This is a genomic window from Maribacter aquivivus (assembly GCF_900142175.1).
Taxonomy (GTDB): domain Bacteria; phylum Bacteroidota; class Bacteroidia; order Flavobacteriales; family Flavobacteriaceae; genus Maribacter; species Maribacter aquivivus.
In genome coordinates this window covers 282,517-309,049 of record NZ_FQZX01000002.1, presented here as the reverse complement: position 1 = coordinate 309,049, position 26,533 = coordinate 282,517, and the positions used below count along the sequence as shown (strand labels likewise).

28 protein-coding genes are annotated in these 26,533 nt (G+C 34.7%); 5 read left to right on the top strand and 23 right to left on the bottom strand.

Going from position 1 to position 26,533, the window contains the following annotated elements:
• Positions 1–145 precede the first annotated feature (145 nt).
• The 18 genes from BUC31_RS11715 to BUC31_RS11630 form a co-directional block, all read right to left on the bottom strand.
• Positions 146–2,044: a monovalent cation:proton antiporter-2 (CPA2) family protein gene (locus tag BUC31_RS11715; RefSeq protein ID WP_073244403.1), complete on the bottom strand. Its 1,899-nt coding sequence runs from the start codon at positions 2,042–2,044 to the stop codon at positions 146–148.
• 62 nt (positions 2,045–2,106) lie between these two features.
• On the bottom strand, positions 2,107–2,637 hold the full coding sequence (locus tag BUC31_RS11710; RefSeq protein ID WP_073244401.1) for an NAD(P)H-dependent oxidoreductase: 531 nt from the start codon (positions 2,635–2,637) through the stop codon (positions 2,107–2,109).
• A 35-nt stretch (positions 2,638–2,672) separates the two neighbouring features.
• Positions 2,673–3,299 (bottom strand): MarC family protein, encoded by a 627-nt coding sequence (locus BUC31_RS11705; RefSeq protein ID WP_073244399.1) that lies wholly within the window; start codon positions 3,297–3,299, stop codon positions 2,673–2,675.
• A 405-nt stretch (positions 3,300–3,704) separates the two neighbouring features.
• Positions 3,705–4,823 carry an esterase-like activity of phytase family protein gene (locus tag BUC31_RS11700; RefSeq protein ID WP_084135022.1) on the bottom strand — a complete coding sequence of 373 codons (1,119 nt, stop codon included), beginning with the start codon at positions 4,821–4,823 and terminating at the stop codon, positions 3,705–3,707.
• 83 nt (positions 4,824–4,906) lie between these two features.
• Positions 4,907–5,692 carry an SDR family NAD(P)-dependent oxidoreductase gene (locus BUC31_RS11695; protein WP_073244397.1) on the bottom strand — a complete coding sequence of 262 codons (786 nt, stop codon included), beginning with the start codon at positions 5,690–5,692 and terminating at the stop codon, positions 4,907–4,909.
• A 191-nt stretch (positions 5,693–5,883) separates the two neighbouring features.
• Complete coding sequence (locus tag BUC31_RS11690; protein WP_073244395.1) at positions 5,884–6,846, bottom strand: 2OG-Fe(II) oxygenase; 963 nt, start codon at positions 6,844–6,846, stop codon at positions 5,884–5,886.
• 207 nt (positions 6,847–7,053) lie between these two features.
• Positions 7,054–8,037 carry a zinc-dependent alcohol dehydrogenase family protein gene (locus tag BUC31_RS11685; RefSeq protein ID WP_073244393.1) on the bottom strand — a complete coding sequence of 328 codons (984 nt, stop codon included), beginning with the start codon at positions 8,035–8,037 and terminating at the stop codon, positions 7,054–7,056.
• 142 nt (positions 8,038–8,179) lie between these two features.
• Positions 8,180–9,025, bottom strand: coding sequence for an enoyl-CoA hydratase/isomerase family protein (locus tag BUC31_RS11680; protein WP_073244391.1), 846 nt, complete (start codon positions 9,023–9,025; stop codon positions 8,180–8,182).
• A gap of 122 nt (positions 9,026–9,147) precedes the next feature.
• On the bottom strand, positions 9,148–10,014 hold the full coding sequence (locus BUC31_RS11675) for an AraC family transcriptional regulator (RefSeq protein WP_073244389.1): 867 nt from the start codon (positions 10,012–10,014) through the stop codon (positions 9,148–9,150).
• Positions 10,015–10,028: 14 nt separating this feature from the next.
• Positions 10,029–11,672: an FAD-dependent oxidoreductase gene (locus BUC31_RS20635; RefSeq protein ID WP_084135021.1), complete on the bottom strand. Its 1,644-nt coding sequence runs from the start codon at positions 11,670–11,672 to the stop codon at positions 10,029–10,031.
• A gap of 12 nt (positions 11,673–11,684) precedes the next feature.
• Positions 11,685–11,954 carry a UBP-type zinc finger domain-containing protein gene (locus BUC31_RS11665; protein WP_073244385.1) on the bottom strand — a complete coding sequence of 90 codons (270 nt, stop codon included), beginning with the start codon at positions 11,952–11,954 and terminating at the stop codon, positions 11,685–11,687.
• A 32-nt stretch (positions 11,955–11,986) separates the two neighbouring features.
• Positions 11,987–12,460, bottom strand: coding sequence for a Dps family protein (locus tag BUC31_RS11660; RefSeq protein ID WP_073244384.1), 474 nt, complete (start codon positions 12,458–12,460; stop codon positions 11,987–11,989).
• 284 nt (positions 12,461–12,744) lie between these two features.
• Positions 12,745–13,593 carry a DUF4437 domain-containing protein gene (locus tag BUC31_RS11655; RefSeq protein WP_073244382.1) on the bottom strand — a complete coding sequence of 283 codons (849 nt, stop codon included), beginning with the start codon at positions 13,591–13,593 and terminating at the stop codon, positions 12,745–12,747.
• Positions 13,594–13,609: 16 nt separating this feature from the next.
• Positions 13,610–14,077 (bottom strand): cupin domain-containing protein, encoded by a 468-nt coding sequence (locus BUC31_RS11650; RefSeq protein ID WP_073244380.1) that lies wholly within the window; start codon positions 14,075–14,077, stop codon positions 13,610–13,612.
• A 30-nt stretch (positions 14,078–14,107) separates the two neighbouring features.
• Positions 14,108–15,115 (bottom strand): zinc-binding alcohol dehydrogenase family protein, encoded by a 1,008-nt coding sequence (locus BUC31_RS11645; protein WP_073244378.1) that lies wholly within the window; start codon positions 15,113–15,115, stop codon positions 14,108–14,110.
• 15 nt (positions 15,116–15,130) lie between these two features.
• Complete coding sequence (nfsB, locus tag BUC31_RS11640) at positions 15,131–15,790, bottom strand: oxygen-insensitive NAD(P)H nitroreductase (RefSeq protein WP_073244376.1); 660 nt, start codon at positions 15,788–15,790, stop codon at positions 15,131–15,133.
• 210 nt (positions 15,791–16,000) lie between these two features.
• On the bottom strand, positions 16,001–16,300 hold the full coding sequence (locus BUC31_RS11635; RefSeq protein ID WP_073244374.1) for a putative quinol monooxygenase: 300 nt from the start codon (positions 16,298–16,300) through the stop codon (positions 16,001–16,003).
• Between the two features lie 66 nt (positions 16,301–16,366).
• Complete coding sequence (locus tag BUC31_RS11630) at positions 16,367–16,996, bottom strand: alpha-ketoglutarate-dependent dioxygenase AlkB family protein (RefSeq protein WP_073244372.1); 630 nt, start codon at positions 16,994–16,996, stop codon at positions 16,367–16,369.
• Positions 16,997–17,173: 177 nt separating this feature from the next.
• Here BUC31_RS11630 and BUC31_RS11625 point away from each other — a divergent pair, with 177 nt between their 5' ends.
• The 5 genes from BUC31_RS11625 (at position 17,174) to BUC31_RS11605 (ending at position 22,542) form a co-directional block, all read left to right on the top strand.
• Positions 17,174–18,070: an AraC family transcriptional regulator gene (locus BUC31_RS11625; RefSeq protein WP_073244370.1), complete on the top strand. Its 897-nt coding sequence runs from the start codon at positions 17,174–17,176 to the stop codon at positions 18,068–18,070.
• Between the two features lie 357 nt (positions 18,071–18,427).
• Positions 18,428–19,168, top strand: coding sequence for an SDR family oxidoreductase (locus tag BUC31_RS11620; RefSeq protein WP_073244368.1), 741 nt, complete (start codon positions 18,428–18,430; stop codon positions 19,166–19,168).
• Between the two features lie 20 nt (positions 19,169–19,188).
• Complete coding sequence (locus BUC31_RS11615) at positions 19,189–20,583, top strand: NAD-dependent succinate-semialdehyde dehydrogenase (RefSeq protein ID WP_073244366.1); 1,395 nt, start codon at positions 19,189–19,191, stop codon at positions 20,581–20,583.
• A gap of 239 nt (positions 20,584–20,822) precedes the next feature.
• Positions 20,823–21,821 carry an NADP-dependent oxidoreductase gene (locus BUC31_RS11610; protein WP_073244364.1) on the top strand — a complete coding sequence of 333 codons (999 nt, stop codon included), beginning with the start codon at positions 20,823–20,825 and terminating at the stop codon, positions 21,819–21,821.
• 43 nt (positions 21,822–21,864) lie between these two features.
• Positions 21,865–22,542, top strand: coding sequence for a type 1 glutamine amidotransferase domain-containing protein (locus tag BUC31_RS11605; RefSeq protein ID WP_073244362.1), 678 nt, complete (start codon positions 21,865–21,867; stop codon positions 22,540–22,542).
• Positions 22,543–22,621: 79 nt separating this feature from the next.
• Here the strand turns inward: BUC31_RS11605 and BUC31_RS11600 are convergent, their stop codons facing one another.
• The 5 genes from BUC31_RS11600 to BUC31_RS11580 form a co-directional block, all read right to left on the bottom strand.
• Positions 22,622–23,296 (bottom strand): SCO family protein, encoded by a 675-nt coding sequence (locus BUC31_RS11600; RefSeq protein ID WP_073244360.1) that lies wholly within the window; start codon positions 23,294–23,296, stop codon positions 22,622–22,624.
• Entirely contained in the window at positions 23,293–23,913 is a 621-nt protein-coding gene (locus BUC31_RS11595) for a toxin-antitoxin system YwqK family antitoxin (RefSeq protein ID WP_073244358.1), read from the bottom strand. The genes BUC31_RS11600 and BUC31_RS11595 overlap by 4 nt, the downstream gene beginning before the upstream one ends.
• Positions 23,914–23,915: 2 nt before the next feature.
• Positions 23,916–24,710 carry a YHYH protein gene (locus tag BUC31_RS11590; protein ID WP_073244357.1) on the bottom strand — a complete coding sequence of 265 codons (795 nt, stop codon included), beginning with the start codon at positions 24,708–24,710 and terminating at the stop codon, positions 23,916–23,918.
• A 123-nt stretch (positions 24,711–24,833) separates the two neighbouring features.
• Entirely contained in the window at positions 24,834–25,466 is a 633-nt protein-coding gene (locus BUC31_RS11585) for a hypothetical protein (RefSeq protein ID WP_073244356.1), read from the bottom strand.
• 6 nt (positions 25,467–25,472) lie between these two features.
• Complete coding sequence (locus BUC31_RS11580) at positions 25,473–26,522, bottom strand: YHYH protein (RefSeq protein WP_084135019.1); 1,050 nt, start codon at positions 26,520–26,522, stop codon at positions 25,473–25,475.
• Between the last annotated feature and the right edge of the window lie 11 nt (positions 26,523–26,533).

Sequence of the window (26,533 nt, the reverse complement as noted above, 5' to 3'; positions counted from 1 at the left end):
GACATGTAATTGTTGTAGTGGTTTAATTTGAAAACCCACAAATGAAGTAGAAATAGACCAATAGGGGAATTCTATCTACGAATCTTTGAATTTTATAGAAGTATAAAACCCACTGTTTTGAGCAAATGAAAAATTGAGTATTACTTTATGATGGATTGTCCTTTTGTTGGTCTTCTAATACTTTTCTTATAGACTCACTATCCCAATGATTATCGTATTCTACAATACCTCTTTTAAAATCTTCGTTAAGTAATCTCTCTTGCTCCTCTAATTCTTTTCTGACCTTAAATATATAATTTTCACCTTGCTTAGGTTCTGCAGCCAATTTTCTTAAACTTGTTTCATCATATTTAATGAAATTCTGTACCTGTTGGTTTAAGGTATATTTTCTAAAACCAAGCTTGCTCAAAACATCTTTTGCTAACGAAAGTGAAGTATCTAAAGATTCACGGTAAATATTCTCCATACCCATATTCAATAATTCGTAAGCATCATTTCTATTTTGCGCTCTGATCATGAGCTCAACATGCGGGTATTTTTCTTTTACCATTTTTGTAATTTCTTTGGTAACACTAGGGTTGTCAATAGCACATATTAAAATTTTAGCCTGTGCAATACCTGCAGATTCTAATAAATCTATTCGTGTGGCGTCACCGTAATAGACCTCAAACCCCATTTTACGAAGAAAGTCAACGCGGTTAGAATCTTGATCTAGAATAGTAGCTTCAATACCATGAGACCTTAGAAAGCGACCAACGGTACTTCCAAAATGCCCAAACCCAACTAAAATAACATTCTGCGATTTGGCGATATGATCCATAGGTCGTTTTATGGATTCTTTAGTTCCTATTCTTGGAAGAATTAATCTTTCGTTTATGATACTTATAATTGGTGTTAGCGACATTGTTAATGCAGTAATTACCAATAAAATATCCATCTGTTCTTGTTCTAGAATATTCAATTCAAATGCAAACGAAAGTAGTACGAAGGCAAATTCACCAATTTGTGCCAAGCCAAAGGTTAATAATAGTTTCTGATCAAGTTTCATTTTAAACACCGTACCTATAGCAAATAGAACCAATGCTTTAATTAATATTACGGCAATTAATATTCCGCCAATGGTCAATGGCATTTTGGCAATAACTACAAAGTTGATTGATGCCCCAACGGCAATAAAAAACAACCCTAATAGTAGATTTTTAAAGGGCTCTAAGGTACTTTCTAGCTCATGTTTATATTCGCTATTAGATAGCACTACCCCACCTAAGAAAGCTCCTAAAGCAGGCGATAGTCCTACATATTCCATTAAAAAAGAAATACTGAATACTATTAATAGTGCAGATGCTATTAATAGTTCTCGTACCCCTGTCTGTGCAACTTTTCTTAACATTGGTACTATTAAATACTGGCCTGCACCAATAATTAATGCCACTGATACTATAATTGCGAGTGTTTGGTAACCCATAGGTAAACCATCTAAGAGATTGCTGCTTGCCTCATGGGTTTCGGTATTTGCCACCGCATCTGTATTTGAAAGTAACGGAATGGCACCTAACATAAAAATGACGATGATATCTTGGAATAATAGTATAGAAAAGGCAGAATTTCCAAAGGTAGTATCCATTAACCCTTTCTCTTTTATAGTCTGCATGGCAATTGCGGTAGATGATAGTGCTACTGCCATAGAAATTACCAAAGACACTTTCCAATCAAAATCTAATAGTATAAAAAAGAGGTAGGATAACGCCATGGTTGCTCCAACCTGTAGCCCGCCTAAACCAGCAATAGTCTTCCGCATATTCCAGAAATTCTTGGGCTCAATTTCCAGTCCTATTAAGAATAACATTACTACTACACCAAACTCAGCAAAATGAAGAATATCTTGACCTTCCTCACCAATAAAACCTAGTACATAGGGCCCGATAATAACACCTGCCATTAGGTAGCCGATAACAGAACTAAGTCCTAATTTTTTCGCAATAGAAACACAAATGATTGCGCCTAACAGGAAAACAATTGCATCAAATAATAAGCTGCCGGTCATAGTGGTTAGTTTATTTGTAACGCTACTATGTAGACATTACTTAGGTATTTAAAATACTAATATTAAGATTGTAGTTCGTCTATAAATGAACTGTATTGCGCTCCATAAACCTCTAGTTCATCATCTGTTAACTTATATGTTCCCATCACAGTAAAAGGTTTGTGATAGTTCATTAAACATAAATTAGCAGTTTGTTCAAAAGGTCTTAAAAACTCTGTTATGGTATAGCTGTTGATTCCTTGGGTACAATATAAATCTTTGCTACCCCCTGTGGTAATAGCGTTTAAGCAAACTTTAGAGGATAATGCTCTACCGTTAGGTCCATACGCCCAATTGAACTCCAGCACCATATCTATCCATTGTTTTAATAACGGCGGACAACTGTACCAATACATTGGGTGATGCCATATAATAACATCATGCTCTTTTAACAATTTTTTCTCTAAAGGTACATCTATATGAAAATCCGGATACTCTTCATATAAATCATGAAAAGTAACGCCCTCTTTATTTTTTATATGATTTACTAAAACCATATTCGCTCGAGATTTTTCGTACTTAGGATGAGCAAATAAGACAAGAACTTTTTTCATATTTCAGTAAGTTAAAGAAAGATTGCTAAAGCTGCTTATTGTTTGGTAACCAGATTAAAAGAAATTTTTATTCCTTCTATGATCATACCTGTACCAATAATAGCAATGATTAAACCCATTATTTTACCAATTACCGAAATTACATTGTAGCCCACTAGCCTAACGATTAAGTTGCTTAGTCTAAAGGTAAAATAAGTTAGTAAACTCATGAAAGCAAAAATCGCAATAACTATAGTTATATGAATAGGTTGAGCACTTGATACAAAGTTCATAGCTGTAACAATAGTACCAGGACCAGCTAAAATAGGAATGGCCAATGGCGAAACTGCAATATTTTCATCAATATTTACATGCTTAATGTTCTTTACATTAGACTGTTTTGATTGCAGCATGTCAAAACCGATATAAAATATTAAGATACCACCTGTAATTTTAAATGCAGGAATGCTAATATTAAAAAGCTCGAATATATATTTTCCTAAAAGAACGAATACCAATACAATGATAAACGCGATAATATTGGCTCTTTTATTAATATCAGCCTTGGTTTTTTCATCTGCCCCTTGCGTTAAAGATAGAAAAACGGTCATGTTAGAAATTGGGTTTGTAATGGCAAAGAAACCAGTAAAAACAGCAATAGAAAACGTAATTAAATCATCCATTATTTAGAGTAAAATTTAATCGTGCAAGAACTTCATTTCTTGTTAAAATTCCAAGGTTATTTTGAATCTTTTGGGAAATTATAGAATATAAGAAAAGCTGAGACTAATTCTAAATTAATCTCAGCTTTTAAAAGTGTAAAGTAAATGCTATATTTCTATTGAAAATCTGAAGCTTTAAACGGATATTTTCTTGGTGTTTTTTGAATAGTATTAGAATCTATAGTTTTATCTGTTCAAATAAACCGAATAAAATTGCTGTCGTTTACTGAAACAGTTGTGATTACATAAGTGATTACACGCTGCAGAAACTAAGGGAGAGTTTTTGTTTGAGGAATAGAAATTCGGTTAAATATGAACCCCTTCTTATCATGAAATAAAAAGGGGTTCAAAATTGATTCTCTGTATTTATTTCTCTACTTCAAAAAGTATAAACTGATTAAGTTGTGGACCATAAAGGCTAAAATTATTATCGGCTACCACTATTAAAGAGCGATTACCGTTTGCAAAGTCAGGTCCAAATGTGATTCCTTCAATATTATCTACAATACCGTTAGTCAAGTCTTTTCTAATATCCTCAAAATTGAATAAAAGCTTCTTTGTTACTTTGGTATAGCTCTCACCTTTTAAACTATTAATACTACTTACATCGGTTCCTTTGCTTGCATTTACATCGTAAATTTTAACGGTATTACCTCCGTCAGCGTAACCCATAGAATACGAACGTTCTAAAACAAAAAACTTATTTGTATCATATTCAAGAATCTCTACAATACCATTCAATTCAAACGTAGACCCGTTAATAGCTGGCTTTGATATATTATCTAACTCATAAACTATTTCCTTTTCAAAATGCCCTGTTTCTCTATTTATAAAAGCGATTCTTGCAGGTGAATCTGTGTCTTCTAAAGTAGGTTCAACTCCATCTTCTTTCAATGGTAATTCCATCGCAACCCAGTATCCTTTTTTATCAAAACTTAATGTTATGCCTTCAAAAACACCATTATGGTGAGGACCAAAATTTTCATCTGCATTTGGTAAATAACGTTTAGCTAGCGTAAACTCCTTAAAAAATATTCCGTTGGAATCTGCAACTTGTACAAAAGGTTTTAATCCATCTTTTATGTTTCCTTCACTTGTCCAAATAAAAGAATCATTATCATATCGAATAGATTCAGGGTCGACCATTCCTTTCGGAATCACTTCGCCAATAGAATCTTTGAAATGAGTAACAGATTTTATAGTAATAGAATCAAATCCGTTGATGTCATAAGAAATATTGGCGCTATAAAATCGTGGTGTATCACTATCATCGCTAATTGCATACCAATTACCATTAGCATAATCAATACCCGATAATCCCCCTACTCTAGTGTTCTCAAATGTAGTTTCATCTGGCAAAACATATTCATCTATAAAACGCAATTTTAGATTGTTTTTCGTTTCTTTAACCTCAATCTTATTACGGCAAGAAATCACGGTTAATAGTACTGTAAATACAATTAACGATCTAACTACAATCTTCATATATTGGTTTTTAATAGTGAAAGTTAAAATTTGAAATTATTCCTAATTCAAAGGTAGCATCAAAAAATAACAAGCCATATTATTTAAACCAATGTATTCGTCAATGAAAGTAATTCTTCAATCTTTTTAGCGTCATAAGCATCTGGGTGTGCTTGTGCATAATTGCCTTTATCATTATCAAAATACTTACCTGTTTCAGCTGAATCTGTCATAGCTAAATCGTACAAAATATCTACACCTTTCTCCGCTGGAGACCAATGTTGACCGTACGCTTCTTTTGCCATTTTAGTATCTAGAAGCGAACCAGGATTTACTGCTATAACAGAAATTGATGGTTCTTGTTTCGCTAAATAAAAACTCCACATCGTTAAGGCTAGCTTGCTTTGTGCATAAGCATCATTAGCTCCTAAACTAATACCGCCTTGTAATGCATTTAAAGAAACTGGAGATTGGGCTGCAGAACTAAGATTTACTATTCTAGGTGCATCTGCTTTTTTCAATAGCGGTAATACCGCATTTGTAAATTGATACGGTGCTAAATAATTCACTACTAAACGAACATCTACTCCATTCGCAGCAGTATCAATTTTAGCTTTAAAAACACCTGCATTGTTGACCAAAACATCAATTACCGGCATTTTTTCAGCAACCTCTTCAGCCATTTTTTTCACTGCATTTAAGTCTGAAAAATCCGCTAAAAAGCCTATAACATTTTCATTGTTAGATTGCTGTTTTATTTCTTTTAAAGTAGCGGCTAATTTAGCATCACTCCTACCGTGAATGGCTACAAAGTGTCCTTCTTTAGCCAAATGCAAGGCAAGTAATTTACCTATACCGTCGGTACTTCCCGTTATTAATATATGTTTCATTTTATTCTTTTATATAGATGAAAACTGGCAATAGAACTATAGCCAATTTTTTAATTTTATTGGCACCGCCAAAGAGGAAAATACTCCGAGGCTTGCCACAAATTTAAAAGTTTGTTTCCTTTGAATTCCTCATGGGCTTGCCCTGAGATGTTTTACTTTTCGTCTTAAATAATAACCTACGCTTACTGTAATTAAAACGGTGCAACGGTATCTTTAGGACCATCAGGTAAACTCCAACGTTGGCGAGCAGTAACGCTTTCTAATGCAACGTCTTTGATGGTGTCACTGCTACTATTTCCATAACTACTTGTACTACCGCGTGGTATTTGCATACGGTCTCCGTATAACCATACCACTAAATTACTACGTTGTCCGCTTGTAATTGGGTGTGTTGCGTGTGGTACATTACCTCTATGGATGATGGCTTTACCTGATTCAAAAACAGCTTGTACCGTTTTACCTGAAGCTTTATCATAAAAATCAACTTCAGATCCTGTAAACTTTTCATCTGGTAAGTTAATGTTGATATTTAACGTAGCTGCAGAAGCATCTGTATGTCCGTTTAAATCCTTATCTTTATCTGGATTGTACTGAATTGAGAAACCAAAAGTTTGATTGTCATAACCATAAGTTCCCAATAACAAACGTGCTATAGGACGCATAAAACGGTCCATCATATCATTATAAAAAGCCTGAAAATTAGGTGCTGCCAAATGCCCTTCAGAACGAGGATCTAACATCATTCCATATCGGTTTAACTGTATGCCATAAGGCGCACGTTTTGGTACTCTTGAGTTTGTAACAGCTTCTAAATAGTTGCGAAAATCTGCTAAGCGGTCTACATCAAAAAACTGTGCAGCATACACACCAGGTATAATTTCTTCCCATAAATCGGCAACAGCAGATTCTTTTTCAGGATTTTCCCAAGCGTCTTTAATAGCTTTACGTAAACGCGTGTCTAGCAAAGTTTCGTCAGGAACTAGTAAATCGTCTTTGTTTTCTATTTCCCATTCTGCCCAAGCAGCTTCTAACAATTTACGGTTTTCATTCCAAAATTGAGCAACTGATGGATCGCGTCTTAAGGATAATTCTCTTGATGGTACTTCTAAAGCACGAGCTTCTGCAAGTGCATTTGTATGTTCTATTGTTTTCATAATTATATGTTTTAAGTATAGCTACTGCTATTGTATTTTTTATCTATAACAAAATTACGCACAACCGGCTGTTCTCCTTTGGTAGTAAAAATGGAGGTTTTAGTAAAAAACAAGGTTTTACTATGTTTTAAATGAAAAATGCCTCTAAAAAGAGGCATTTAACACTATTGATCAACCATAAAGATACATTGCAAATCCCTATTGTTTTTAGTTCTCAACTACTATTTTACCAATAGCTTTTCCGCTTTGTAAATGAGCATAAGCCTCACCAACTTGTTCTAACGAAAACTTGTTTTCATCTACTATTGGCGTTAAATGTCCTTCATTGGAAATTTCAGCCAAACGCTCTAAAATATTTCCGTGTTCCTCTCTTTTAAAATTATGCAACATTGGTATTAGCATAAATACCACATGTAATGATGCTCCTTTAAAATGCAATGGTGTTAAGTCTAACTCACACAACGAAACCGTAGTAGAAATATGCCCGTTTAAGGCAACCGCTTCAATAGAATTGGTAAGGTTTGCGCCACCAACGGTATCAAACACCACATCAAAACCACCATCAGTATATTTGGCAGTATAATCGGCTACTTCTTCAGTTTTAAAATCGATAAAAGTTGCACCAAATTTTTCAACAATAGCTTTTTGATTATCGCCAGTACCTGTAGCAAAAACCTCTGCTTCAAAATACTTAGCCAATTGTACCGCTAAGTGACCAACACCACCGGAACCACCGTGCACCAATACTTTCTGACCTGCTTTTACGCCTGCTCTTGTTAAACCTTCATAAGCTGTAATAGCTACTAATGGTAAAGCTGCAGTTTCGCGCATTGTTAAGCCTTTTGGTTTGTGCGCTACAAGGTTGCTATCCGCTACAATATATTCCGTTAAGGTTCCTGGTAAATCGGCTAATCCGCCAGCGCAACCGTATACTTCATCGCCTACTTTAAAACTTTCTACGTCATCTCCAACCGACTCTACAGTTCCTGAGAAATCCATTCCCAATAAGGCTGGTGCAGCTGGTGATAATGGTAAATCGGTTCCCATATTCTTAATCATAGTGTCAATAGTATTTACACTAGATGCCGCTATTTTTACCAATACGTGATTTGCCTTTACTGTTGGTTTTTCTATTTCTGATACTTCGAAATTTCCGTTTTCTCCGTAGTTGTTTATAAGCATTGCTTTCATAATCTTTCTTCTTTTTATTGTTTTAATCTATTTATCTGTGGAAATATCTCTAGCCTTAGGACAGAGACTTTATTTTATTCGCTATTCGCAAGAATTGAAAAGTGATGTGCGTTTGGCGTAAAGCGTATTGCCCTCAGCGTTATTAATTTACTTCTTGAATATCCATCACCATTTGTTCCCAATTTTTTTGGTTGTTATGGTCAAACTGAGCGCCATTTTCATCTGCGTAGGTAAATCTTTTTATGGCTGGTGTTCTGCTTGTAGCCTGAAATAACTGGTAAGCTTCTTCTTTTAATGCCTCTTTAATTGGCAAGTCTATGGATGCATATACCGCACGTTTGCTAGCTGCAATAGAATCTGCCGGAAATTTAGAAATGCGCTCTGCCAAAGCATCTACATAAGGTCCTATTTCATCTGCATCTAATGCTTTGTTAATAGTTCCGAACTTTTCAGCTTCGTCTGCATCCCAATCTCTTGCACCCAAAATAATTTCAAGTGCTTTTCCAAGTCCTGTTTGTCTTGCCATACGTGAAGCGCCACCACCACAAGGTAAAATGCCCATACCTACTTCCATTTGCATAAATTTGGCTTTACCTCTTGCTGCAAAACGCATATCTAATGCCAATGCCATTTCGTGTCCGCCACCACGTGCAAAACCTTCAATTTTAGCAATAGTTGCTTGTGGTACATTGCTTAATCTTTCTAATACAGCTTGTAAGTCTAATAACTGTACTTCGTTTCTTGGTACCGCTTCCATAGACATATCTCTAAGTAAGTTGGTATCATAATGACATACCCAATAATCTGGATTTGAAGATTCAAAGACAACTACTTTTACGCTTTTATCGCGCTCTAATCGTAAACAAAGACTGCTTAAATCTGCAAGCATTTCTTGCCCTTGTACGTTTACAGGACCAAAATTGATAGTCACTGTTAAAATTCCTCCTTTTTGTTCTGCCGTAAATGTTTGAAAATTCTTGTATTCCATAGTATTGAGTTTTTGGTTAATTATTGTTCTGTTATTAATACAGTACAAAGTTACCTAGGCACTCAAGCTTTGGATAAGTAAAAAACAAAGGGCTTTTAGTAAAAAAAGAGGTAAATGGTAATTTATTGGGAAATACTTGCCTTATAAGCACCAATAGTCATCCCCTTATAACTTTGGAAGGTCTTGTTAAGGTGACTAGAATCTGTAAAACCTAATTCCATTGCAATTTCAGAAAACTGTAAATCGGTATATTTTAATCGGGTTTCTACGAGTTTTAATTTGTAGTTAAGAATGTACTTTTTTAGCGAAACATCAGTATGCTTTTTAAAATATTCACTGATGTAATTGTCCGCCATATGAAACTCCTCTGCCAAGTTTTTGGTGGTCAGCAATTCCGAATTGTAAATATTGGCGTGAATAAAGTTGATGATTTGCTGAATTTTAGAAGACTCCACTATTCTGGCACTCATATCAGCATTTAAAAACTGAATGTTACGGGCAATAAGGTGAAGAATTACAGAAAGTGAATTTTGAATGATAAACAGGTCATATGATTTCTTTTTATCGTTTTCTGCCGCCACCATTTTTATCAATGAAAGTAAATGTATTTTGTCCGATTCGGTTTCAAAACGCATTTCACGTAATTGATGACTTTCACTATTTAGAATCCCTTCAATTTTACGAAACCAATCGTTCACAGGAAGATTTGCATTTTGCGGTGCATCTCCCCTAAAAAAGCTCTTTAAAAACTTAATAGCTACAGTTGTAGTCGCCGATTCTGGGTTTACGATATAAATATCATCTGGCACAAAAACAAAAATACTATTAGCCGAATAGTTTACCGTTTTCCCATTAATCTTTATGGTGCCGCTACCCTTTTCAAAATACACAATCTCAAAAAACCGGATGGTAGTATACTTACAAAATTCAAAAAAGGTTTGGTCTTTGTATTCTTGAATTACAATATTTTCGATTATGGTACGTGGCATAGGGCTTAAAAGTACTATATAATTTTTGCTTCGGTTTCAAGCGCTAAAAATTTATGGATGTCACTAACTACAATAGACCCCTCACCTACTGCCGAAGCTACACGTTTAACCGACCCGGAACGCACATCCCCAACGGCAAAAAGTCCTGGTAAACTGGTTTCAAAAGTGTAAGGTTTTCTATGTTTGAAAACTGATTCGCCATTTAAAGCATTATCGCAAATAGTGAGCCCTGTATGTACAAAGCCTTTAGCATCCGTATCTATAATATTGTCTAACCACTCCGTACACGGTTTTGCGCCAACAAATGTAAACAGGTAATTAATGTTGTTTTGGACTAAAGTATCGCTTTGCTTGATTTCTACCTTTTCCAAATACGTATCGCCGTCAACCTTAACGACATTACTACCCGTTAAAACTTCAATATTATCACATGCGAAAATTCGCTGCACTAGATAGTCGCTCATTTTTGCGCCAATATCCTCGTTTCTTATAATTACATATACTTTATGCGCATGGCTTGCTAAAAACAATGCCGCCTGACCTGCGGAGTTGCCACCGCCCACAATACCTATTTCGCTGTTTTTACACATATTGGCATGCATTGAAGTGGCGCTGTAGTACACTCCGGAACCTTCAAATTTTTCAATACCTTCTAAAGGCAGTCTTCTATACGCGGCACCTGTTGCGGCAATTACCGTTTTAGCCTTTAATATAGATGTGTTGTTAGAATTAACTTCGTAATAACCTTCTTTGCGCGCTATGCCCTCTACCCTATGCGGCACGGATATGGTGCAACCAAATTTTTGTGCCTGTATATAGCCATTATTCGCAAGGTCACGTCCTGAAATTCCGGTAGGAAACCCAAGATAGTTCTCAATTTTAGAACTTTTACCGGCTTGACCGCCAGGGGAATTACTGTCTATGGTCAAAACTTTTAAGCCTTCTGAAGCGGCATAAACACTAGCAGCCAATCCAGCGGGACCTGCACCTACCACCAGAACATCATAAACATCATCATCCAATTGCAACCGAACACCGGTACACGTACCAATTTCATCTATGGATGGACGAACAGAAATCTCATTTTGACTATTAATCAAAACAGGTAGATCAGATTCTTTTAAATTGAAAGTCTCCAATAGCTGCACCAATCCGTCTTCCTTATCTGAATCAATGAAATTGTACCAAATATCATTCTTATCCATGAAATCACGGATAGCGTAGGTTTCATTGGAGTGTTCAGAACCAATGAGCTTAATACCCTGAACATTGTTTTTCAGCGCGTCTTCACGCAATAAAAATGCATTCAGAAGTACATCGCTAATATCACTGAATTTGGCAATGGCACTTTTTAGGTTTTCAGGACTAATTCTTATAAGCTGTGTATTTGCCAAGGTTTCACCGCAAACCCCAACGGTTCTGTGTGAAAGAATACTACTTGAACCTGAGAATTGATGTCTGGTATGAATGGCAATATTTTCATCTTTTTTATCAGGGTCTATAATTCTGATTCCGCCAGTAAGCACCACAAAAAAATCATAATGCCGGTCTCCAAAATCCAAAACGACCGTTGGCTCTTTATAGAATTCTATTTCACCGTAATTCTTAAGCCTTTCTACCTGAACATTAGTTAATTCAGGAAATTTTGGATCGATCATAATTGGTTTGATTTAATAGGTTGCAAAAGCATTATCAAGATAGCACCAAAACCATTTTTCATTAGGTTCTGCCGAACTTATAACCGGATGCTTGGTTGCATGAAAATGAGCCGTAGCATGTTTGTTTTTAGAATCGTCACAACAAAGCGTTACGCCACATTCTTGACATGTACGCAAATGCACCCAGTCATCACCAAGTTTAATACATTCCTCACAAATATGCTCAGTAGCAGTTTTAATCTTGGAAATGGTTTTTATGTGGTGACAGTATTTTTGTTGCATAATTTAAATCTATACCTTTTGTATAAATACTTTTAGCTTAAACTAGCACGTAACATCCAAGCCATTTCTTCATGTTCTTGTAACAGTCCAGTTAAAAAATCGGCAGTACCAACGTCTCCAAAATCTTCTTCTATTGTAGGGATAATTTTTCTCATTTCTACAATAATGGTATCATGGTCAGCTAATAAGACTTTCATATAGTTTAAGCTAAAATTATCACCTTTTATTTCTTCCGATAAATGTGTTAACTGCAAAAATTGTTTTAAAGTTCCAGGGGCATAATGACCTATTTTTCTAATACGTTCTGCAACACCGTCAATATATTCCTTAATTGCATTATAGTGATCTTCAAAAAACACATGTTTGGTATGAAAATCAATACCCTCTAAATTCCAATGTGCTCTTAAAGTTTTGGTATACAGCACATATTCATCAGCCAATATGGTGGACAAATGCTCTGCAACCTTTGATCTGTTTTCCTCGGTAATTCCAATATTTGTTTTCATTTCTTCAAATTTTATGTTCTACATCTCATTAAACTGATATTTATAAATTTAAAGAAAGAACTTCAATGAAACCACTAATTACTAAGTAGTTAATAGCTTATTTGAAATTATATTTGACCCTTTTAACATTTTTATGTCATTTAATGCAAATCCGTTATGACTAAAGGTTAAGAATTTTTCAAGAAAACTATTTTAATTAATTAGTTGGAGTCGGTACATTTTTATGACCAAAAAAAGAAAGCTTTTTATCTCTAATACAATTAAAAAATCAGCATATAACCCGTTTACTTTACTTCAAATTTGCCGTTGCTTCTTATATAAATAACTGTTTCTTTTTTTGTTGAAATTTTTGATGTAGTACCATTTTGCGCTCCAAAATAAGAACCGGGTTGTAACTCGTTTTTAGTATCTTTTTTAATAAACTGATGTGTTACTTCACCAGAAATTACCACTGCTCTAAAATTAGGGCTTAAGTTTTTTATGCTTCCGTTAAAACCAGCTGGCAGTTTTAAGAGCGTGGCACGTAGCTGATTTTTTTCGTGACTTCCCCATAAAAATGCAGTTTTTACATTGCTCTTTTCAGAAACCCATTGGATGTCGTTAGCATTTAACCAAACCAAGTTTGTTTTATCAACATTTACAGGTCTTTCGCCATTATCAAAAGCTTCAGATGTTGGTTTTACTAAATACGGACCTTCTTGAATGTCTAAAAACGCCATATTTTCTTCACCGTCAGCAGCTGTAATATGTGCTTCGCCTGCTGGCTGCTGCCAATAAGAACCTGCCGGAAGCCATTGTTTTTCGGCATTTTCATCATCATTGTGCAACAAACCTTTAATTACAACACCTCTATAAGTTATGTTGTGAATGTGTGGAGGTGATGAAAAACCTTTTTTGAATTTCACTAAAAACCCTGCTGGTTCGTTTTTTGTACGGTCTCCCCAAAGTTTACCTGCAGCCGGACTTTTATCTCCTCGCAACGGATTTAACCAACTCCATTCTACATTATCTGCGGTAACTACTTCGTTTACAGACTTAATATTGTCTGTTGTTGGTGTTTGTGCATTTAAAAAAAAACTTACAGTTAGTGCTAATGCAATTAAAAAGTTATATTTCATTTTGATTGATGTCATCCTATTAGTTTTCTATTTATTCGCTCTTCTTTAAATAATCAGGCAACTCTTTCGACAACCAATCTTGACGAACCGGAACGTGAACATCTAAATCCACCGTTTTTTCTAAAGCCCAAAACTCATGAGGTATGTTCTCTGGGAATACAATTACCTCGCCTCCAGAAACAATAACAAACTCCTCTTTGCCGTCGATAATAGTCTTGATTTTAACCTTACCGGACATGATATAGGTAATCTGCTCATTAGGATGTTGGTGCCATGGAATATGTGCCCCTTTTTCCAAATTGAAAATGGTCATTTGACCTTTTTCTCCATGAAACCATTTACGCTGAATACCTTCGCCAATAGTTTCCGATTCCATTTCATCAAAATTGAAATGCTGCACTTTTGAAGTTGCCACGGAATCAATCGTATTTACCTGTGCATTTGCCGAAGTACCAGCAAAAATTGCTGCTATAAGAAATATTTTAAGTGTAGTTTTCATTTTCTTTTTAAATTATTTGACTCATTGCGTCTAAAATCCTTCTAAAACAATTTTACCTTTTGCTTTTCCTGTTTCTAAGAAAGCATGGGCTTTACGCATATTCTCTGCGTTAATAGTTCCAAAGTTTTCTCCTAAAGTGGTTTTAATAGTTCCGTTGTCTATCAATTTAGAAACCTCATTTAAGATGTTGTGTTGCTCAATCATATCTTCCGTTTGGAACATAGAACTAGTGAACATCAACTCAATATGAGTAGACACAGCCTTACCTTTAAAAGGCATGACATTAAATGACTTAGGGTCATCAATAAAACCGAATTTACCTTGTGGCTTTATCACCTTTACAATCTCGTCTGCATGTTGCTCGGTAGCATTTAAACTCACGATGTAATCAGGAGCAGGAAGCTTGTATTTCTCAAATTCCTCACTCAATTTATTTCTGTGATTAATAACCGAGTCAGCACCCAATTCTTTTAACCAATCTGTAGTTTCTTCACGGGAAGCCGTTCCTATAATATTCAGTTTTGTAAGCTTCTTAGCTAATTGTACCAAAATAGAACCAACACCACCTGCAGCACCAATTACTAGAATAGATTTACTGGCATCATCGGTTGCAACTTCTAATCTATCAAACAACATTTCCCAAGCCGTAAGAGAAGTTAATGGTAAAGCCGCAGCTTCAGCATAAGATAAGCTAGATGGTTTCTTGCCCACAATACGCTCATCTACCACTTGATACTGAGCATAACTTCCTTGTCTCGTGAAATCGCCCGCATACCAAACTTCGTCACCAACCTTAAACAACGTAACATCTTCTCCAACTTCTTTTACAATCCCAGTAGCATCCCAACCAATAATTTTCCAATCATCGCCTTCAACAGGCATACCTGCTCTTACTTTATAATCTGCCGGGTTTACAGAAATGGCTTTTATCTCAACTAGAATATCTCTTCCTTTTGCTTTGGGAGTATCTATTTCGATGTCTTGAAGAGATTTTACATTCTCTATTGGGAGGTTCTCCTTGTATCCTATTGCTTTCATATTAGCTTCGTGTTATTATATTAACGTGAAAATTTCACTTTCTGGTAATCTAGATTTAGGAGTTTTTTCAGTTGAATTAAAATCAGATTCAGCTCTATATCCTAAAGAAACAGCTACTAAAGAAGTGTATCCTTTTTCTCTTAAACCGAATTCTTCATCCAAAGCTTTTACATCAATACCTTCCATTGGTGTAGCATCAATTCCTAAACTTGCAACTCCCAATAAAAAGTTTCCAATGTTAAGATATACTTGCTTTTCCATCCAGTGTTGTAAGTCTTTTAAATCGTATTTATGAATACCTGTAAAAGCTTTTACAGCACCTAAAAATCCGTTTTTAATATCTTGGTTAGGGAATCTTCCGCTTTCATCTTCTGTATCTGCAATATGCTGATAGTAGGCATCATCTGCATCAATTTTTGAACAAAATAAAACAACAGCTGAAGCATTAGTTACTTTTGGCTCGTTAAAACTAAAAAAACCTTGAGTCCCCTTAGCAATGCGTGCTTTACCTTCTGTAGTTTCAGCAACTATAAAATGCCAAGGTTGTAGGTTTACACTTGAAGGACTCATTCTTAACAAGTTTTTGACTTCTGCCATATCTGCATCAGAAATTTTCTTGGTGGTGTCGTATTCCTTTGTTGTGTATCTCCAGTTTAATGTTTCGTGTAAATTCATTTTTATATGTTTTAATAAGGTTAATCCTATTTATATGGCAAAGGTAAATAGGAAATAAAGTTTTTATAATGTATAAAAAAAGGAGAAGAAGGTATAAATAGAGGTTTTATAGAGGTGAAATCTTAATTTTAAGCCAAAAAGCACTTGATTCAATTCATTTTATTGAATTAAACTATAATAATTTATAGGGAAACCTTTATTAATACAAAGTTAGTTGGTCAGTTCTGTCATTTTAAACAAAGTGACATCAACTAACTTCTCTTCGGTTGCAGCCTTATATTCAGCAATATGTTTACTTTGAGAATGTTTTTGAAGTAATTCTTGACTAACCCATTTCTCATGGAATAAGAATAAATTTGGGTTAGAATTATCTTGATGTAGGTCATATGAAATATTACCCTCTTCACCTCTAGTAGGACCAACAAGTTTTAGTAATTCCGCTTTTACATCTTCTCTATATTCTTCTTTTGCTAAAATATGCACGACTACCGTTAAATAAGATTTTTTCATAGGATATTACTTAAGTTTAATTTACTAAAAGTATACAATCAAAACGTAATGTATGTAAATATAAGGTTAGTTGATCCACCGAAACGTAAGATTAATTCTTGGATGAATCTGTTTTTTTGTTTTTGGTATTTTATGTTTCCAGTTATCTTGAGTAGCACCTTTCATTAGAAGTAGGCTTCCGTGAGTTAAAGGAATAGCTACACGTTTTAAATCTTTACGGGTAGTATGTTTTAATTGAAAAGGTCTGGTCTCTCCAAAAGTTACCGAAGCAATAACTGTGTTTTTACGTTGGTCTCCTTTATAGTCTTGGTGCCAATCTACACTGTCTTTGCCATCTCTATAATAATTAAGCAAACAACGTGTAAATTTTACATTGACCTCCTGCTCTATTCGCTCTTTAATAAAAAGTAAATCAGCATTCCATAAATGCATTGTACTTTTTGTATTCGTGTATTTAATATCCTTGGTAACATCTCCATACCAAGCTGTTAATCTGGGATAGTCTACATCTTTTCCATGAATGGTAATTTGCTCTTGCTGCCATGGGGTGTTTTGTAATAGGCTATTATACAGCTTATTGCTTTCTTCTAAACTGAAGAAATTCTTGAATAAAGTAACATTAGCTCCTGGTAAATCAAATTCTATTTTACGGACTTCGTTTTTTGAAAATAAGTCCGCCTGATTAAATAAATCCATTTACGATATACTAATTATTTGAAATCCTTCTAAAACAAAGTTACTAGCTTTAGAGCGTTTTTTTGTAGTTGAAATGTTGGAATTAATGGTATAAATAAAGGTTAATGAGTTAGTGAATTAGTTTGAAACCTATTTTTTAGCCTAAATTTGTCCTATTATTCCATAAATACCATTAAAATGCAAGTATTAGAAGCCTACAAACCTTTTGAAATACAAGAAATAGAGTTAACGGATTGGAAACAACGCCCGGTTAAGAACAATTTTTTTGAGTTGGTTCTAATTAAAGATGGACAAGGCACACAGTGCATTAATTATAATGATTATGCCTATGGGAAGAATAGTATGTTTTTATTACCTCCGTTAAAATGCCATTCTTTTACTATAGAAAAACCTACCAGATTTGTATTTCTAAAGTTTACTGATTCATTTTTTAAGAATGCAAACAGAATTACCATTGATAGAAATGAGTGGTTTAAAGAAGCTTCGTTTATATTATCTAATTACAATCAGTTACCAGGAGATATTATTAAAAATGAATTAGATAGAAGCTATTTAGAAAACCTAATTGGTATGATTCTTCAAGAATCTAGAAATTATGGAGAAGAATCAATAAACCTAGTCACTAGTTTAATGACTAGTATTTTAGAAATCTTAATTCGCAATATTAAAAAGAGCAACTACTTTGAATTACCAAAGAACAATTCTGATGAAAGAATTACTAAGATGCTGACTTATATTAATATCAATATTGACAAGACTGAATTATTGAAAGTTGAAAATTTAGCCGATGTTTTTATGATGTCACCTACATATGTAAGCGAATATTTTAAAAAGCAAGTGAGCATGTCTTTGCGAGAATATATCATTAAGGCAAAACTGAAGTTAGTAGAGATTCGGCTTTTAAATTCAGATTACACATTAACACAAATTGCAGATGATTTAGGTTTTACCGATGTAAGTCATCTTTCAAAAACTTTTAAACGTTATACAGGTTCATCTATTCGTGATTTTAAAACAAAGGGAGAATATATGTTATTGAAAAGAGCGTCTTGCACACCAACAGCAAGTGCTTAAACAATCTTTTTTTTTAATTAACCGTGTTGCCGACGATATAGAGGTGTCGATAATTGTCTGTTTTCTACTTTTTTTCAGGTCTAGAACAACTTAAAGCATTGCTGTACATGCTATGATAGAGCTTGCGGTCATGTGCTTTATGACCACTGAATATCCTTCCTATTATTATACATAGCAATAATCATATTGCTAGTGTAATTACTTGTGTACTTGCCAGAGGGTTCTATTTCGCTGGTTTTTTTGACTCGTAAAGTTTCAATCTTACCTCATTTCCATATCCGTCAATACTTCATTTAATCTAGCTAAAAGAGTCATTTCATACCTATTAACTTGTCTTCAAATCAAAATTAATACACTATGAAATTAGAAGATAAAGTAATTATAATAACGGGAGCATCAAGCGGAATTGGCAAAGCAACAGCAATAAAACTAGCTGAAAATGGAGTTAAGGTTGTTTTAATGGCGAGAAGCGAAGATGAGTTAAACGACCTGAAATCTGACATTATTGAAAAAGGCGGAGAAGCCTTAGTGGTAGCGGGCGATGTAACAAAGAAAGCAGATTTCGAAAATGTTGTTTCTAAAACTAAACGCAAATACGGTAAAATATCAGGTTTAATAAACAACGCAGGATTAATGCCTTTATCATTTGTTGAAAAACTTAAAACTGACGAGTGGGATAAGATGGTAGATGTGAATATCAAAGGAGTCCTGAACGGAGTTGCTGCAGTATTACCAGAGCTAAAAGCTAACAAAGGCGGTAATATCATTAATATTTCTTCAATGGCTGCAAATAGATATTTTCCAGGTGGTGCAGTGTACTGTGCAACCAAATCTGCAGTGAAAATGTTTTCAGAAGGACTGCGTCAAGAATTGGCACCGAAATACGGAATTAATATCACCTCTATAGAACCTGGTGCAGTGGCTACTAATTTGACAAGCACCATTAGCGATGAGGATATTAAAGAGATGATGAAAGAAATGCAAAAGATGGAAACCTTAGAAGCAGAAGATATTGCTAACAGCATCTACTATGTTTTAACACAACCAAATAGAGTAAACATCAATGATGTGTATTTGGTACCAAGTGAACAACAATAAATAAAATTTAAAAACAAATTATGTCTACGACAACAAAACAAGATACATTCAAAACAATTAACCCTACTACAGGAAAAACACTGTCCACATACACATATATGACAGATGATCAGGTGGAAGAAAGCATCCAAAACTCTCAAAAAGCATTTTTGAAATGGAAAATGAAATCCATTGAAGAACGCGGCGAGATTATAAAATCTATAGGTAAAGAATTACAGAATTATAAGAAAGAGCTAGCAGAGTTAATGACCGATGAAATGGGTAAACTTTTATCTCAAAGCGAGCATGAAGTCGACCTTTGTACATCAATTTGCGATTATTCTGCAGAGAACGCTCCAGAATTTTTAAAAAATGAAGAAAGAAAATTATCCGATGGAGGAAGAGGAATTATAACCTATTCACCCATGGGAATTATATATGGTATTCAACCATGGAACTACCCAAGTTATCAAGTATTAAGATATACTATTGTTAACTTAATGGCTGGTAACAGTATTTTGCTAAAACATGCATCTAACGTTACAGGTACGGCAAAATTGTTGAAATCTATATTTGATACAGCTGGTCTACCTGAGAATTTATTCAATGTCATGGTTATTGATCATGAGCAGTCTAATGCGATTATAGAACATAAATTAATTAGAGGTGTTACCTTAACCGGTAGTCCGGTAGCAGGAGAAAAAATTGGCGAATTGGCTGGTGCACAATTGAAAAAGACAGTATTAGAATTGGGTAGTAATGATGCCTACTTGGTGTTAGATGATGCAGATATTGATTTGGCTGTTGAAAAAAGTGTAATGGGTCGTATTTATAATAATGGAGAAACCTGTATTGCGGCTAAAAGATTTGTTGCTACAGAAAAAGTGTATGACGAGTTTAAAGAGAAATTCGTAAAGGCTATGGATGCCTTAAAAGTAGGTGATCCCAAAAAAGAGGAAACGGAACTAGGACCAATGGCTCGTGAAGATTTAAGGAAAAAGATTCACGAACAGCTTGAAGAAAGTGTTGATAAAGGTGCTGAAATTTTATGTGGCGGAAAAATTCCTGAAGGGGAAGGCTACTTCTACCCTGCCACGGTATTAGGCAATGTAACGCCAGGTCAACCAGCATATGATGATGAGCTATTCGGACCGGTTGCTTCATTAATTAAAGCAAAGGACAATGAAGATGCCATGCGTATCGCTAATGATAGCAGATTTGGATTAGGCGGCGGAATCTTTTCTAAAGATGTTGATAAGGCAATTGAATTGGCTGAAAAGCATTTTGACACGGGTATGGTATTTATAAATTCCTTCGGATTAGCAAACCCAATGATGCCTTTTGGTGGTGTAAAAGATTCAGGTTACGGAAGAGAACATGGAGGATTTGGAATGAAAGAATTTGTGAATGTGAAAGCCATTACAATAATGGAATAGATTGCAGCATGAACTAAAAAGCATCGTAACAGATGCTTTTTTTTAATCCAAAAAAGAAACACCTTTTATAAACCTTTGTTAAAAAATGAATGTTCATTCTTTTTTTGTAATATCTTTGAACTGTCTAAGAAAAAAAGATTGGAAGTTTGCAATCAGTTACATGAAAGCATACTTGTAAAAGCACTAATTATTACATATCTCTTAGGCAATAATTTAGCATAAAATTTAAATAATAACTTATGAATAAGTCCATTAATTTAAAAAAACGTCCGGTAGGTACTCCTACCCTTTCTGACTTTGAATTTGTTGAATCTGATGTAAATCCTAGTATTTCTGATGGTCAATTATTGTTAGAAGCAAAATATATTTCTGTAGACCCTTATTTAAGAGGTCGTATGAGCGATGCTAAATCGTATGTACCACCTTTTAAGTTAGATGAACCAATAAGCTCCGGGGTGGTAGCAGAAGTTATTGAAACCAAGAACGACAAATTCAAAAAAGGTGATTTCGTATCAGGCTTATTGCAATGGAAAGAGAAGCAAATTTCTACTGGCGAAGGCTTACAAAAAATAGATAAAAGTAAAGCACCATTAAGTGCATATTTAGGTATTGTTGGTATGACTGGCTTAACTGCCTTTTTAGGACTTCACGAAATAGGAAAACCAAAAAAAGGTGAAACTTTAGTTGTTTCAGGTGCTGCAGGTGCCGTTGGTAGTGTTGTGGGTCAGATCGGTAAAATACTTGGACTTAATGTTATTGGTATTGCTGGTACAGATGAAAAGATTGATATGTTGAAATCTGAATTTGGGTTTGATCATGGTATCAATTATAAAACTACTAAGGATATGAAAGCCGCCATTAAAGAAGCGGCACCAAACGGAGTGGATATCTATTTTGATAATGTTGGCGGACCAATTTCCGATGCTGTTTTATTCAATATAAATCAGTTTGCACGTATTATCATCTGTGGTGCTATTTCTGTTTACAATAAAACAGAAATACCAATGGCAGTTGCTGTACAACCTTTCTTGGTTAAGAATAGTGCATTAATGCAAGGATTTATTGTTTCTAACTACGCAGATAAATTCCCCGTAGCTATGAAGCAATTAGCAACTTGGTTAGGTGAAGGTAAATTAAAGTATAAAGAAACTGTTGTTGAAGGATTTGAGAATACCCCACAAGCGTTCTTAGATATGATGGATGGTAAAAATAAAGGAAAAATGATAGTTAAAGTCTAAATAAAAGACTTGCTATAAATCAATAACTTAAAAACAAAAAACAATGAAAATATTATTTGTATTAACGTCTCATGATCAATTAGGAGACACAGGAAAGAAAACAGGATTTTGGATTGAAGAGTTTGCAGCTCCGTATTACGCATTATTAGATAAAGGGGCTGAAATTACAGTGGCTACACCAAAAGGTGGTCAAGCACCAATTGATCCAAGTAGTGATTCAGAAGATGCTCAGACAAAAGATACAAAGCGTTATAAAGAAGATAAAGATGCTCAGAGTGTTATCAACAACACTAAAAAATTAGCTGATGTAAATGCTTCTGATTTTGATGCAGTTTTCTACCCAGGTGGTCACGGACCGTTATGGGATTTAGCAAACGACGCTACTTCAATCAAATTGATTGAAACATTCAATGAACAAGAAAAACCAATTGCTTTTGTATGTCACGCTCCTGCAGCTTTAAAAGGTGTAAAAGGAAAAGATGGTAAAGCTTTAGTAAATGGTAAAAAGGTTACTGGTTTCGCAAATAGTGAAGAAGCAGCTGTTCAACTAACTGAGGTTGTTCCTTTCTTAGTAGAAGACATGCTACAAGAAAATGGCGGAATCTATTCTAAGAAAGAAGATTGGGCTTCTTACGCTGTACAAGATGGAAATCTTATAACAGGTCAGAACCCTGCTTCATCAGAAGTAGTAGCAGAGAAATTATTAGCAGCTTTAAAGTAATAGCATTTCATGTTAAATTTAAAAAGCCCGTAAACATTAGTTTACGGGCTTTTTTCAATAATTAATCAAACAATTGCAATCAACTTTCTTCTAGCAAGGCATTTACATCAGTAATCAATTGTGCTATTGAAGCCCGATTGAGTCCGTTGTAGATACCACGTATATGCTTGTTTTTATCTATGAGCAAGAAGTTTTCTGTGTGTAAAAAGTCATTGATATCCTTAGGAATACCTAAATCATTTTCTACAAAATATTCGTTTCTACCTAAGTTGTAAATTTCAGTTTTATCACCTGTAACCAAGTGCCATTTAGAATCAATAACTCCGTTCTTTTCAGCATATGTTTTAAGAACAGTAACAGAATCTATCGATGGAGTAACGGAATGTGAAAGAATAGCTACTTCCGGATTATCTAAAAAGGCTTCTTGTACCTTTGTCATATTATTGGTCATCTTCAAGCAAATACCTGGGCAACTCGTAAAAAAGAAGTCCGTAATATAAATTTGATTATCAAATGATTTTTGCGTCAATGTATCTCCTAATTGATCCACCAATTTAAAATCTGGAATTTTATGAAATTGTTTCTCTTCTTCAGTATTTGGAGTTATCCAATGTGGCGTAAATGACTCATCGTTATAAAATGGCAAGTGCTCTACCCTACTGGTTTCAGTTACCTGAATATTTTCTTTTTTTACCGTTTGTTTACAAGCAGCAAAAAGAAGTATAACAACTATAGAAAGTACCGCCTTGTTCATAATAATTCGTTTTCTGATTTAATTACAACTTCATCTTCTAATTGATAACAAGAATTTGCTCTACGTAACCCAAAAATACGTCCGTTTTTAGCTTCATAGTTTACATACAAAGTTCCATTTTGTAACCATGCTTTTTGTAAACCCTCTTCCTTACCATTTAACAATTGTCTTTCTTTTGCCAATTGCCCGTCTGGATACCATTTCTTTTCAACCCCGTTCATATTACCATTAACGTAATTAGCATCTTGCGCCAATTGACCATTTTCCCACCAGCTTTTATAAGAACCTTCTATACGATTATTTTTAAAATGAAATTCAACTCGTAATACACCGGTATCTGACCATCTTTGCACAACGCCTTCTCTTTTACCTTTTATAAAACCCACCTTTTCTGCCAAAGTACCATTTTCATGTAAGGCTATTGAATAACCATCATAAGGTGAGTTTTTATAATACCATGTTCCTTCCAATTGATTTAACTTTAATTCTTCTTTAAATTTAGTTTCTTGCTTAATTTCTATTGTTTTCTCCACCAAAGTTTTGGGCTCTGTTGTATTCTTACAACCAACTTGAAAAATCAGTATAAAACATATGATATGGAAGTGAACTATTCTCATTTTTAATAGCCTTGGTAAGGACCTGCAAATGCTAAGTATGATCCTGTTGTTGAATAAACTTCATTTATAATATGGTAATGATATTCTTCTTCACCATCAGTGTATTGAGTAGTAGTGGTATGTCCGCCAGAAGCATCTAGATCTGAAGGATAATCTCCCGTTGAATTACATTTACGACCATAAAGAAAAACACCGTCTAACAAAACACCTACTAAATTTTCATCATCATCCGAGAACGCTTTTGGTTCTAAATGATAGTGATATACACCAGGACCAATATGAGCCCCTGTCCAATCTAAACTAGCCGCAGCTTGGTCTAAAGCGCCACCACCTTCTTGGTCGTTGAATATAGAAGAACCACTAACAGCAATACCTATTGTATTCAATACTGTTTCAACAGTACTACCGGTTAAATTTGGAGTAGCATCTACACGAATGGTAGTCGCATTATTATTACTAGACATAATGCTAGGTGTCGTAGCGACGTCAGATTCTTCTCTGTATAAGGCGTTACCTTCTCCCCAATAAACGGTTTCATGATTTGGTAAACCTGTTGTTTCAATCACAACTTCTGAACCATCTAAATATACAGTTACCGCATCTGAATTAAAGGCAGCATATGCAGCATGTAATTCTGTTACAACTTCTTCAGATTCATCTTCAGAGTCATCAGTACTTGCAATCTCTTCTGTAATGTCATCATCAATACTATCGCTACTACATGCAATTAATGTGATGAATGATAATGCCAAAACAAATGACACTTGGGGAATTCTTTTTAGACTATTTTTTTTCATAATATTTAATTTGAGCTTGATTTCAGCGATTTAACACTACAATACTAATAACTAAGGACATACCAGATTTCAATAATCAGTGAACTCCGCGTTCTATTAAGCGAATCTGGTTTTAGATTAAGATTAAATATTTTCGCTGACCGATTTTTCTCTCAATAGCAGTATATTTTTAATCAATAGACCTAAACAAATACTTGCTATTAAACCTAAGATGATTAAAGAAGGAGATACGCCTGCATTTTGTTCTGTTTTTTCAATGAACTTATTGTCCTTTACCACCAAAGTAATAGTATGGTCATTGGTTTTATCTAGGGTAAAATGATCTTTAGCAAAGCCTTCTTTAAATATCATTAGGGTACTTTGATTTCTATTGATATCGCTAAATACTTTGTTAGAAACATTTACGGAAGTTATCTCTGTCGGTATATTTAAAACCTCAAAAACAACTTTAGTTTCGTGTCCTAATTTAACCACACCTTTACCTAAAATAATTTGCTCGCCATTATTAAAAGTAAACTGAAGATTATTTTTAATATGTGCGATTACCATTTCTTGAAATTCTTCTGGAGTTTTATAAGGGGTTTCAGCAAAATGAGTTCTAACCTCTTGTTGAAAAGCAGTCAACGATGCGTTGATTTGTAAAACCCATACGTTGTTCTTTTGCTCTGCTAAAACAACGGTTGACGCATCTGGACTATGGGCAAAACTGCCCATAGTTGTCCATAAAAAAACCAATAAAAAAATATACTTTTTCATGTCTATTTAGTTTACGTAAGCACCTTTTAAGCCATCAATAAAGTTGTTATTACCAGCTGCATCTACATGGTAATGGTAACCTCTAGTATCATCAGAATGTCCTCTTAATTCATCTAAGTTTGTAGTCTCTACACCACTACTATCAGCCAATTCATAAATTCCATATCCGTCTAAAGCATAACCAATTAAGGCTGCATGTCCGTCATCTTGTGCTATTTTAGTACTAAATCCTGTTGCTGCGTGGTAATGATACCCTTGGTGAACATTTATATGTCCGCCAGCATCATCAAATGGAGCTAAAGTATAGGCACCCAAAATGTTATCTACGGGAGCAGGCGCAGAAAACTCAATACCGTTTAATGCTACGCCACGTGTTGAAGGAGCTGTTGTTATTCCTGGTCCTCCAGGTCCACCACCTGCGGTAGTAAATAGCACAGGAGAATCTTGAGCAACCGGAGTAATAGGAATTGTCCAAGTTTGTGTTAAATCTGTAATGTAGGAAGGAAGACATTCAACACAGAAATTTTCGTATTCTTCACCAACATCAGGGTTGGCGGCATTTTCACAATCCTCTTGGGTATCGGTAATATAAATATCTCCGTTTGCATCGTACATCATCCAATTTGGATCATTATAGAATGTTGCCATATTTTCAACGAAAGCACCATCTACATCATATACTTCTCCACCTTCAAGCCAAATACCACCTGCTGTAGCATCATCTTCAATATTACCAGGGCACCATGGTCCCATTTCGTGATCTCCAGGTAGACTGGTCGTAACTATCTGATAACAATCTGTAGAGGTGCCATCTGATAAAGTACACGGCACCGTTGTGATAGTAACCGAACCGTCAGTCGTATAAAAATAAGAAGCGTCAACACTTACTGTATTTGTATCTTCATCTGTAGCGTCATTGTCAGTTTCTGTGTCATCCTCTTCAATTACAGCCTCATCTGAAGTTGAAGAATCATCACTACTACAGCTAATAAAACCAATAGCTGTAAAAGCCAATAGGAAGCAGGTTAAAACAAAGTATTTATTTTTTTCTATCATGATATTGAGTT

What these genes read in the sequence shown, in the direction of transcription:
- BUC31_RS11715 (WP_073244403.1), bottom strand. Translation starts at nt 2,044, where the DNA reads ATGACCGGCAGCTTATTATTTGATGCAATTGTTTTCCTGTTAGGCGCA.
- BUC31_RS11710 (WP_073244401.1), bottom strand. Translation starts at nt 2,637, where the DNA reads ATGAAAAAAGTTCTTGTCTTATTTGCTCATCCTAAGTACGAAAAATCT.
- BUC31_RS11705 (WP_073244399.1), bottom strand. Translation starts at nt 3,299, where the DNA reads ATGGATGATTTAATTACGTTTTCTATTGCTGTTTTTACTGGTTTCTTT.
- BUC31_RS11700 (WP_084135022.1), bottom strand. Translation starts at nt 4,823, where the DNA reads ATGAAGATTGTAGTTAGATCGTTAATTGTATTTACAGTACTATTAACC.
- BUC31_RS11695 (WP_073244397.1), bottom strand. Translation starts at nt 5,692, where the DNA reads ATGAAACATATATTAATAACGGGAAGTACCGACGGTATAGGTAAATTA.
- BUC31_RS11690 (WP_073244395.1), bottom strand. Translation starts at nt 6,846, where the DNA reads ATGAAAACAATAGAACATACAAATGCACTTGCAGAAGCTCGTGCTTTA.
- BUC31_RS11685 (WP_073244393.1), bottom strand. Translation starts at nt 8,037, where the DNA reads ATGAAAGCAATGCTTATAAACAACTACGGAGAAAACGGAAATTTCGAA.
- BUC31_RS11680 (WP_073244391.1), bottom strand. Translation starts at nt 9,025, where the DNA reads ATGGAATACAAGAATTTTCAAACATTTACGGCAGAACAAAAAGGAGGA.
- BUC31_RS11675 (WP_073244389.1), bottom strand. Translation starts at nt 10,014, where the DNA reads ATGCCACGTACCATAATCGAAAATATTGTAATTCAAGAATACAAAGAC.
- BUC31_RS20635 (WP_084135021.1), bottom strand. Translation starts at nt 11,672, where the DNA reads ATGATCGATCCAAAATTTCCTGAATTAACTAATGTTCAGGTAGAAAGG.
- BUC31_RS11665 (WP_073244385.1), bottom strand. Translation starts at nt 11,954, where the DNA reads ATGCAACAAAAATACTGTCACCACATAAAAACCATTTCCAAGATTAAA.
- BUC31_RS11660 (WP_073244384.1), bottom strand. Translation starts at nt 12,460, where the DNA reads ATGAAAACAAATATTGGAATTACCGAGGAAAACAGATCAAAGGTTGCA.
- BUC31_RS11655 (WP_073244382.1), bottom strand. Translation starts at nt 13,593, where the DNA reads ATGACATCAATCAAAATGAAATATAACTTTTTAATTGCATTAGCACTA.
- BUC31_RS11650 (WP_073244380.1), bottom strand. Translation starts at nt 14,077, where the DNA reads ATGAAAACTACACTTAAAATATTTCTTATAGCAGCAATTTTTGCTGGT.
- BUC31_RS11645 (WP_073244378.1), bottom strand. Translation starts at nt 15,115, where the DNA reads ATGAAAGCAATAGGATACAAGGAGAACCTCCCAATAGAGAATGTAAAA.
- nfsB (WP_073244376.1), bottom strand. Translation starts at nt 15,790, where the DNA reads ATGAATTTACACGAAACATTAAACTGGAGATACACAACAAAGGAATAC.
- BUC31_RS11635 (WP_073244374.1), bottom strand. Translation starts at nt 16,300, where the DNA reads ATGAAAAAATCTTATTTAACGGTAGTCGTGCATATTTTAGCAAAAGAA.
- BUC31_RS11630 (WP_073244372.1), bottom strand. Translation starts at nt 16,996, where the DNA reads ATGGATTTATTTAATCAGGCGGACTTATTTTCAAAAAACGAAGTCCGT.
- BUC31_RS11625 (WP_073244370.1), top strand. Translation starts at nt 17,174, where the DNA reads ATGCAAGTATTAGAAGCCTACAAACCTTTTGAAATACAAGAAATAGAG.
- BUC31_RS11620 (WP_073244368.1), top strand. Translation starts at nt 18,428, where the DNA reads ATGAAATTAGAAGATAAAGTAATTATAATAACGGGAGCATCAAGCGGA.
- BUC31_RS11615 (WP_073244366.1), top strand. Translation starts at nt 19,189, where the DNA reads ATGTCTACGACAACAAAACAAGATACATTCAAAACAATTAACCCTACT.
- BUC31_RS11610 (WP_073244364.1), top strand. Translation starts at nt 20,823, where the DNA reads ATGAATAAGTCCATTAATTTAAAAAAACGTCCGGTAGGTACTCCTACC.
- BUC31_RS11605 (WP_073244362.1), top strand. Translation starts at nt 21,865, where the DNA reads ATGAAAATATTATTTGTATTAACGTCTCATGATCAATTAGGAGACACA.
- BUC31_RS11600 (WP_073244360.1), bottom strand. Translation starts at nt 23,296, where the DNA reads ATGAACAAGGCGGTACTTTCTATAGTTGTTATACTTCTTTTTGCTGCT.
- BUC31_RS11595 (WP_073244358.1), bottom strand. Translation starts at nt 23,913, where the DNA reads ATGAGAATAGTTCACTTCCATATCATATGTTTTATACTGATTTTTCAA.
- BUC31_RS11590 (WP_073244357.1), bottom strand. Translation starts at nt 24,710, where the DNA reads ATGAAAAAAAATAGTCTAAAAAGAATTCCCCAAGTGTCATTTGTTTTG.
- BUC31_RS11585 (WP_073244356.1), bottom strand. Translation starts at nt 25,466, where the DNA reads ATGAAAAAGTATATTTTTTTATTGGTTTTTTTATGGACAACTATGGGC.
- BUC31_RS11580 (WP_084135019.1), bottom strand. Translation starts at nt 26,522, where the DNA reads ATGATAGAAAAAAATAAATACTTTGTTTTAACCTGCTTCCTATTGGCT.